General features: G+C 64.9%; 6 protein-coding genes. 5 read left to right on the top strand and 1 reads right to left on the bottom strand.

What is annotated here, in order from left to right; all coding sequences use genetic code 11:
- The first annotated feature begins 91 nt into the window (after positions 1–91).
- The 5 genes from SB4_RS17165 to SB4_RS17145 all read left to right on the top strand — a co-directional run bounded on the left by SB4_RS17165 (position 92) and on the right by SB4_RS17145 (position 6,723).
- Complete coding sequence (locus SB4_RS17165) at positions 92–1,138, top strand: homocysteine S-methyltransferase family protein (protein WP_058753554.1); 1,047 nt, start codon at positions 92–94, stop codon at positions 1,136–1,138.
- A 140-nt stretch (positions 1,139–1,278) separates the two neighbouring features.
- Positions 1,279–3,879: a methionine synthase gene (gene metH / locus SB4_RS17160; RefSeq protein ID WP_058753553.1), complete on the top strand. Its 2,601-nt coding sequence runs from the start codon at positions 1,279–1,281 to the stop codon at positions 3,877–3,879.
- A gap of 251 nt (positions 3,880–4,130) precedes the next feature.
- Positions 4,131–5,288 carry an EAL domain-containing protein gene (locus tag SB4_RS17155; RefSeq protein WP_193753867.1) on the top strand — a complete coding sequence of 386 codons (1,158 nt, stop codon included), beginning with the start codon at positions 4,131–4,133 and terminating at the stop codon, positions 5,286–5,288.
- Positions 5,289–5,410: 122 nt separating this feature from the next.
- Positions 5,411–6,130 carry a guanitoxin biosynthesis heme-dependent pre-guanitoxin N-hydroxylase GntA gene (gene gntA / locus SB4_RS17150; protein WP_058753555.1) on the top strand — a complete coding sequence of 240 codons (720 nt, stop codon included), beginning with the start codon at positions 5,411–5,413 and terminating at the stop codon, positions 6,128–6,130.
- Positions 6,127–6,723 carry a DUF1989 domain-containing protein gene (locus SB4_RS17145; RefSeq protein ID WP_058753551.1) on the top strand — a complete coding sequence of 199 codons (597 nt, stop codon included), beginning with the start codon at positions 6,127–6,129 and terminating at the stop codon, positions 6,721–6,723. The genes gntA and SB4_RS17145 overlap by 4 nt, the downstream gene beginning before the upstream one ends.
- 131 nt (positions 6,724–6,854) lie before the next feature.
- Here the strand turns inward: SB4_RS17145 and SB4_RS17140 are convergent.
- On the bottom strand, positions 6,855–8,411 hold a 1,557-nt coding region (locus SB4_RS17140), incomplete at its 5' end, for an alkaline phosphatase family protein (RefSeq protein WP_058753550.1).

Genomic DNA, 8,411 nt, shown 5'->3' with positions numbered 1-8,411 from the left:
ATGGGGGAGGGCAGGGCCACGGGCGATGACGCCCCAGGCCTCACTCACCCCAAAAAGAAACAACCGCTCGCACGCGAGCAGGAGCAAGACGATGACGACCCGCGACACTTTCCTGGCCGAAGCCGCCAAGCGCATCCTGATCACCGACGGCGCGTTCGGCACCGAGATCCAGAACTGGAAGCTGGACGAGGCGGCCTATGCGGGCACGCTGGGCCTGACCCACGACCAGAAGGGCAATAACGACATCCTCGCGCTCACCAAGCCGGAAGTCCCTGAGTCCATCCACCGCGCCTATTTCGAAGCGGGCGCGGATATCGCCGAGACCAACACCTTCTCGGCGAACCGGATCAGCCAAGCCGATTACGGCGCGGAGCATCTGGTGCGCGAGATCAACGTCGAGAGCGCGAAGCTCGCCCGGCGTCTGGCGGACGAATATCAGGCGAAGGACGGCCGCCCCCGCTTCGTCGCGGGCGCGCTGGGGCCGACCAACAAGACGCTGTCGCTGTCGCCGGACGTCAACGATCCGGGTTACCGCGAGATCGACTTCGATTACCTGAAGGACGTCTATCGAGAACAGATCGACGCACTGGTCGAGGGCGGGGCGGACTTCATCCTGATCGAGACGGTGTTCGACACGCTCAATGCCAAGGCCGGGATCATGGCGACGATCGAGGCGGGCGAGTCGCTGGGCCGCGACATCCCGATCATGCTGTCGATGACGCTGACCGATCTGTCGGGCCGCAACCTGTCGGGCCATACGGTCGAGGCCTTCTGGCACGCGGTGCGCCATGCCAAGCCTTTGACCATCGGGCTGAACTGCTCTTTCGGTGCCGAACAGCTACGTCCGCATGTGAAGACGCTGAGCGAGATTTGCGACACGCTGATCATGATCTATCCCAATGCCGGGCTGCCCAACGAGCTGGGCGCCTATGACGAGGCCCCCGTCACCACCGCCGGGCTGGTCGGCGAATGGGCGGTCGAGGGGCAGGTCAATGTGCTGGGCGGCTGCTGCGGTTCGACGCCGGCGCATATCAAGGCGATCGCCGACAAGGTGCGGGGGATGAAGCCTCGCAGCGTCCCGACTCCGCCGGTCGTCACCCGCCTCGCCGGGCTGGAGCCGTTCACCATGGCGGCGTAATCTCGTAATTCCTCCCCTGTAAGGGGAGGGGGACCAGCGAAGCTGGTGGAGGGGTGTCCCCCCTCTCGATAGCGTGACACCCCTCCGTCAGGGCTTCGCCCTGCCACCTCCCCTACAAGGGGAGGAATAGAGATCAAAAAATGACCCAGACCGCATCCTCCACCAATTTCGTCAATGTCGGCGAGCGGACCAACGTCACCGGATCGGCGGCGTTCAAGAAGATGATCCTGGCGGGCGACTATACCCGCGCGGTGGAGGTGGCGCGCAGCCAGGTCGAGAATGGCGCGCAGGTGGTCGACGTCAACATGGACGAAGGGCTGCTCGACGCCGAATACGCCATGACCACCTTCCTCAAGCTGATCGCCGCCGAGCCGGATATCGCGCGCGTGCCGATCATGATCGACAGCTCGAAATGGAGCGTGATCGAGGCCGGGCTGAAGTGCGTGTCCGGCAAGCCGATCGTCAACTCGATCAGCATGAAGGAAGGCGAGGAGGCGTTCCTTCACTATGCCCGCCGCTGCATGGCGTACGGCGCGGCGGTGGTCGTCATGGCGTTCGACGAGGTCGGCCAGGCCGACACCAAGGACCGCAAGGTCGAGATCTGCGCCCGCGCCTATGACCTGCTGATGTCCATCGGCTTCCCGCCCGAGGACATCATCTTCGACCCCAATGTCTTTGCGGTCGCGACCGGCATCGAAGAGCATAACAATTACGGCGTCGACTTCATCGAGGCGTGCCGCGAGATCAAGGCGCGCTGCCCCCACGTCCATATCTCGGGCGGCCTGTCGAACCTGTCGTTCAGCTTCCGCGGCAATGAGCCGGTGCGCCGCGCGATGCACTCGGTGTTCCTCTACCACGCCATCCCGGCGGGGATGGACATGGCGATCGTCAATGCCGGGCAGCTCGACGTGTACGACACGATCGACCCCGAGCTGCGCCAGGCGTGTGAGGATGTCGTGCTCAACCGCGATCCCGAGGCGGGCGAGCGGCTGGTGGCGCTGGCCGAGCGCTATCGTGGCACCGATGCGGTCGCCGAGAAGCAGGCAGCCGAATGGCGCAGCCTGCCGGTCGCCAAGCGGCTGGAATATGCGCTGGTCAAGGGTATCGACGCGCATGTCGTCGACGATACCGAGGAGTGCCGCCAAACCTTTGCCCGCCCGATCGAGGTGATCGAAGGTCCGCTGATGGACGGGATGAACGTGGTCGGCGACCTGTTCGGATCGGGCAAGATGTTCCTGCCGCAGGTGGTCAAGTCCGCCCGCGTCATGAAGAAGGCGGTCGCGCATCTCCTCCCCTTCATCGAGGCGGCGAAGGAGCCGGGTGCCAAGGGCAAGGGCAAGATCGTGCTCGCGACCGTGAAGGGCGACGTCCACGATATCGGCAAGAACATCGTCGGCGTCGTGCTCCAGTGCAACGGCTTCGAGGTGGTCGACCTCGGTGTCATGGTGCCCTGGTCGAAGATCCTTGCCTCGGCGGTCGAGCATGACGCCGACATGATCGGGCTGTCGGGCCTCATTACACCGTCGCTGGACGAGATGGTGACGGTCGGCGAGGAGATGCAGCGGGCAGGCATGACCATGCCGCTGCTGATCGGTGGCGCGACGACCTCGAAGGTTCACACCGCGCTTCGCATCGCGCCCGCCTATGAGGGGCCGGTGGTCCATGTCCTCGACGCCAGCCGCGCGGTCGGCGTGGCGACGACGCTCGTGTCCGATACCCAGCGCGACCCCTATGTCGCGCAGGTCGCCGCCGATTACGAAGCCGTTCGCAAGGCGCGCGAGGGCAAGGGGGCCAATGCCCTGCTGCCGCTGGAAGAAGCGCGCGCGCGCGGCTTCGTCGCGGACATGGCGCTGAAGGCGGGCGAGCCCAAACAGCCCGGCGTGCATGTCTATCAGGATTGGGACCTGTCTGACCTGCGCGACTATATCGACTGGACGCCCTTCTTCCGCGCCTGGGAACTGGCGGGCAATTTCCCCGCCATTCTGGCCGACGAAGTGGTCGGCGAGAGCGCCAGCGGCCTCTATGCCGATGCGCAGGCCATGCTCGACACGATCATTGCCGAGAAGTGGCTGACCGCGCGCGGTGTCGCCGCGCTGTGGCCGTGCCGTCGCGATGGCGACGACGTGATCCTGACCACCGAGGGCGAGGAAACCCGCATCCCCTTCCTGCGCCAGCAGATCGCCAAGCGCGAAGGCCGCGCAAATATGTGCCTGGCGGACTTCATCGATCCGGCGGGCGACTGGATCGGCGGCTTCGCGGTCGGCATCCATGGCATCGACGCGCATATCGAGCGGTTCCGCAGCGGGCATGACGATTATAACGACATCCTGCTCAAGGCATTGGCCGACCGCCTGGCCGAGGCTTTTGCCGAGCGGCTGCACGCGCATGTCCGCACGGACCTGTGGGGCTATGCGGCGGGCGAGCAACTGACCAACGAGGCGCTGATCCGCGAACAATATCGCGGCATCCGCCCCGCGCCGGGCTATCCCGCCTGTCCCGAGCACAGCATCAAGCGGACGCTGTTCGACCTGCTGGGGGCGGAACAGGCGGTCGGGTTGGAGTTGACCGACAGCTTCGCGATGTTGCCGACGGCGGCGGTCAGCGGCTTCTATTTCGGCCATGGCCAGGCCGAGTATTTCGGCGTGGCGCGGATCGGTGAGGATCAGGTGGCCGACTATGCCGCTCGGCGCGGCGTGGACGTGCCGCAGGCAACACGTTGGTTACGCCCCAATCTGGACTAACTTCATGGAAGTGCTGTGCCGGTCTGGTTAATGAAGATGGTTAACCTCGACCCGATTGATAATTGCTGAAATGGCGGCAGCGCCTATTTCGGCAGTTATCAATAGCAGCCGATTCGATAAATCGTGGTTAACGTATATCGTCTCTGATTGTCTTATTGCATAATGTCACTAATCCCTCGCCGCGTTATTATGAGTCGCAGCTGGGGAGGTTGGCTTCACGACTGGCAACGCGGCACAAAAGGATGAGTGCTTTGCCAGCTGCGATTCATCATATCGAGATCAGCAATCTCGAATTGCTCGAGGCTTGCTGGGGTGTTGTTGTTGCCGATCTGGTCATGGGTCATGTGCAGACCCGGCTGCGGCAGGCGGGCCTGCGCGTGGAGTCGGAGCGCGATTTTGGCCGTTTCCTGATCCTGGGGGACATACGCAGCGGTGGCCCTATCGACCCCGACCGCTTGGCCAGCCTTCCCTATCAACTGACCGCAGAGCCCATCCCGATCGATCTGGTGACGGGGCAAATGGGTGCGGCCGTTCACGCGGTGATATCTTGGCAGGCGCTCAACATCCCGCGCTACCGCACGCCGCGCGATATGCGATCCGATCATGGCGAGCGCTGGTTCGCGATTTACAAGAGCGATATGCAGGTGGTGGCCCATGCCTTTACCTGCGCGCGCGACGGGCGGTTGAACCCGCATTGGCAACCAGTGTGCGATTGCTGTGACAGCGGCCGCATCCTGTATCACGAAGCGCTGGCGCGGTTCGGCGATCAGGGCGAAAGCCTGTCCCCGGCCGTGATCTTTCCCGCGCTCGAGCGGCTCGGCATGGCGTCGGCCTTTGACAAGCTGATGGCGCATCACGTCCTGGCCGAACTACGCGCCGATCCGACCGCGACATTGGGGCTCAACATCTCGGCCACCTCGGCACATCTGCGCGGGTGGTGGCGCCAGATCCTACGCGACCTGACCGACCGACCGGACATCGCCAGCCGGCTGATCGTCGAGATTACCGAGACCGAACCGATTTTTCGCCTCGATGAAGCGGTGGCCTTCGCTCGGGCGCTCCGCGCGGCCGGTGCGACACTGGCGCTCGACGATTTCGGCGCGGGTTTCACCACCATCCGGGAATTGATGGACCTCATGCCCGCATTGGTGAAGGTCGACGCGCTGTTCCTCCACAGGGCCATGACGGACGGAGGCGTCGCCCAGAGCCTGCGGCATCTGATCGGCCTGATCCGGGAATTGGGCGGCACGGTCATTATCGAGGGGGTGGAGAACCAGGCGATGGTCCAGCTTGCCCATGTCAGCGGTGCACGGTGGCAGCAGGGTTTCCATTATCGCCGACCATCGCCGGTCCGGTTGATCTCAAAATCATCGATCGACGTGCCCAGACTGGCCCAGCAGCGCGGCTGACTGGCAACGGATCGCACGGCGATGTTGATCTCTATCAATTCAATGGAGCATTGACCGGCAATATATTGGCGAAAAACAGTTTTCGCGGAACGGCGGCTGTCCGGCGCACGTTCAGCCGGGCGATGTCGAACCATAACAGCACCCTATTTCCCGCGCATGATCCGAGCGAGCCGGAGTCGGCCGCCTTGTTGCGCGATCATATCGCCGCTGCGGATTTTCCTTGCGTCGGCGCCAGGGCGGCGATGGCGCGCGGCACCCTGGAAATCCTGGGCGCCCGCGACATTGCAAGCGCCTGGGACGATCTGCGGATTCACGACTGCCTGCGCCGCCTTGCTGCGCGTTACCGGGCCGAGCCGCAACTGTTCCGCAGCCTCGCGGTCGTCTTCGCCGGACCTGACGAGCTGGACGAAGCGGCGTTCGAGCGCGCGGTATGGGCGCGTATCCAATCGCTGTCCGACAAGGATGTCTGGCTGGGCCAGGACTGGGATGAGCGGGTCAGCGCCGATCCCGACGATCCGCATTTCTCGCTGTCCTTTGGCGGTGAGGCGTTTTTCGTCGTCGGGCTGCATCCCCATGCTAGCCGCCCTGCCCGGCGCTTCCCGCGCCCGGCGATGATCTTCAACCTGCACGACCAGTTCGAGACGCTGCGTGCGCAGGGCAAATATGAGACGATGCGAGAAAAGATCATGATGCGCGACGAAGCGCTGGCGGGCACGCGCAATCCCATGCTCGCCCGCCACGGCGAAATGAGCGAGGCGCGGCAATATAGCGGCCGAGTCGTCGAGGAGGGCTGGCGCTGTCCGTTTCACTATGCGGGTGCGCCGGGCGAGGCCAAGGCATGAACGCTGCGACCGTCGAGATCCCACCGCGCAGCGGGGACGCCTTTCGCCTGTCCAAGGGGGACAGCCTGACCGTGATCGACCCGCGCGGGCGACAGGTCGCCGATCTATTGGCCTTCAACGCCGACGATCTGGACGAGGTGATCTCGTCAGGGCGGACGCTCGACTATGCGGAGACGATCCGGCTGACCAAGGGGCACAAGCTCTACTCCAACCGGTCGCGGGTGATGCTGGAGATCGTCGAGGATACGGTCGGGATGCACGACTTCCTGCTGACGCCGTGCTCGGTCGATACCTTCGACCATTTCTATCCCGACCTGCCGCGCCATCGGGGATGCTTCGGCAATCTCGCGGCGGTGCTGGAGCCTTATGGCGTGGTGCCGGACCGCATTCCGGTGGCGTTCAACTGCTTCATGAACGTGCCCGTCGACGGAAAGAGCGGCAAGCTGGAGGTGCTGCCACCGTTGAGCGGTCCGGGCGACCATATCCGCTTCGTGGCCCATATGGACCTGGTGATCGGCCTGACCGCGTGTTCCGCGCCCGCATCCAATGGGGGCAGTTTCAAGCCGATCGAATATCGCGTGGAGCGGGCTTAACCAAAATTCCTCCCCTGTAAGGGGAGGGGGACCAGCGAAGCTGGTGGAGGGGTTTCACCGTCTCGATAGCGTGATACCCCTCCGTCAGGGCTTCGCCCTGCCACCTCCCCTGCAAGGGGAGGAAAGAGGGCTTACTTCTTGCACGTATCCGCAGGGCCCGGATCGAGGTCCAGGCAGCGGCCATCGACGCCCGGGATCGGCAAGCCGATCGTCGCGGCCAGTGTCGGGGCGATGTCGACCGTCTCGACCGACAGCGGCTGCTCGAACCCGGTCATCCCCTTGCGCCAGAACAGGATCGGCACGCGGCGATCATAGTCCCAGGGCGAGCCATGCGTCTCGACATAGCCGGGGCGGGGTTCTTCGATCGTGGTCACGCCCGACCGGAGCAGCACGAGCAGATCGCCCGACCGCTCCGGGTCGTAGGAGGAGCGGGCGCGCTCCTTTAGCGTCCAGGTTTCCGGCGGCGTCTTCGGCCAGGGCGTCGCGGCGATTTCCTCGCGGGTCAGCGCGGCGGCGACCTGCGGCTGCGCTTCATAGCGGCGCTTGGCCTCGGCCAGCACCTTGGCGCGGGTCGCGGGGGGCAGGGCGCGGTTGATATAGACGTCGCTCTCCGCGCTCATCAGCACCGGCGGGCTCTCGGGCAGGCCGAGCTGCTTGGCGACCGCCGCCGACATGATCTTCGTATCGGCTTCCAGCGAGACATGGCTTTCCATCGGCATGGCGCGGATCTGTTGCCGCTCGGTCATGTCGTGCGCACCGTGGTCGGCGGTCAGCATCACCTCGTAATCGACGCCGGTGGCGTCCAGCACCTCGAAGAAGCCCGCCAGCGAGCGGTCCAGTTCGGCCATCTGGATGCACATCTCGGTGCCCTGGGTGCCCAGCGCATGGCCGATATAGTCGGTTGCCGACAGGCCGACGGACAGGATGTCGGTCTGCGGACCCTGGCCCAGCTTCATGTCCTGGACGAAGCCCGCCGCCATGGCGAGCACTGCCGCGTCGGAGGCAGGCGACACGCGGAAGGCGGCTAGGTCGCCCGCCGCACGCTGGAAGCGGCCGGTGCCGAGTGTCTGGCCGCCGACGGTGATTTCGCGGTCCAGCGGCTTGCAGAAACCGGGCAGCGGCAGCGGGGCCTGGGGCTTGGCGATCAGGTCGGCGACCGCCTTGCGGGTCCGCTCCACGACCGGGGGCACGGCGCGACCGGCATAGGAGACATAGGTCTTGCCGTCCCACCACCAGATCTCGTCCATCTTGTGGCCGCCCATCATCACGGCGGCGCGGTCCTTGCCCGCGACCGAGACGGTGCGGACGCGGGGATCGGCGGTCTTCATCCGCTCGCCCAGCGTCGGCACCTTCAGGTGCATGTCGGACACGACATAGTCGGTATGGGACTTGCCGGGAACGCGCTCGTCCTCCGAGCAATAGACGATCTTGTCCGGCCGACCGACCGACTGGTCGACCCAGTTGTTGGCGATGATTCCGGTATGGGCGGGGCGATAGCCGGTCAGGATGGTCGAGTGGCCGGGGCACGTTTCGGTCGCGGCATGGCTCTGATAGCCCGAGGGGAAGACCGCGCCGGTCAGCAGGCGAGCCATGCCGCCGGTGAAGTGGTTGCGATACTGCGCGAACAGGTCGGCCGAAAACTGGTCGACCGAGATGGCGACGATCAGCTTGGGGGCTTGGGTCGGGAA

The sequence above is a fragment of the Sphingomonas sanguinis genome (genome assembly GCF_001476905.1).
GTDB lineage: Bacteria > Pseudomonadota > Alphaproteobacteria > Sphingomonadales > Sphingomonadaceae > Sphingomonas > Sphingomonas sanguinis_B.
Note: the sequence above shows the minus strand (reverse complement) of the source record. Positions and strands in the feature narration are given on the sequence as shown.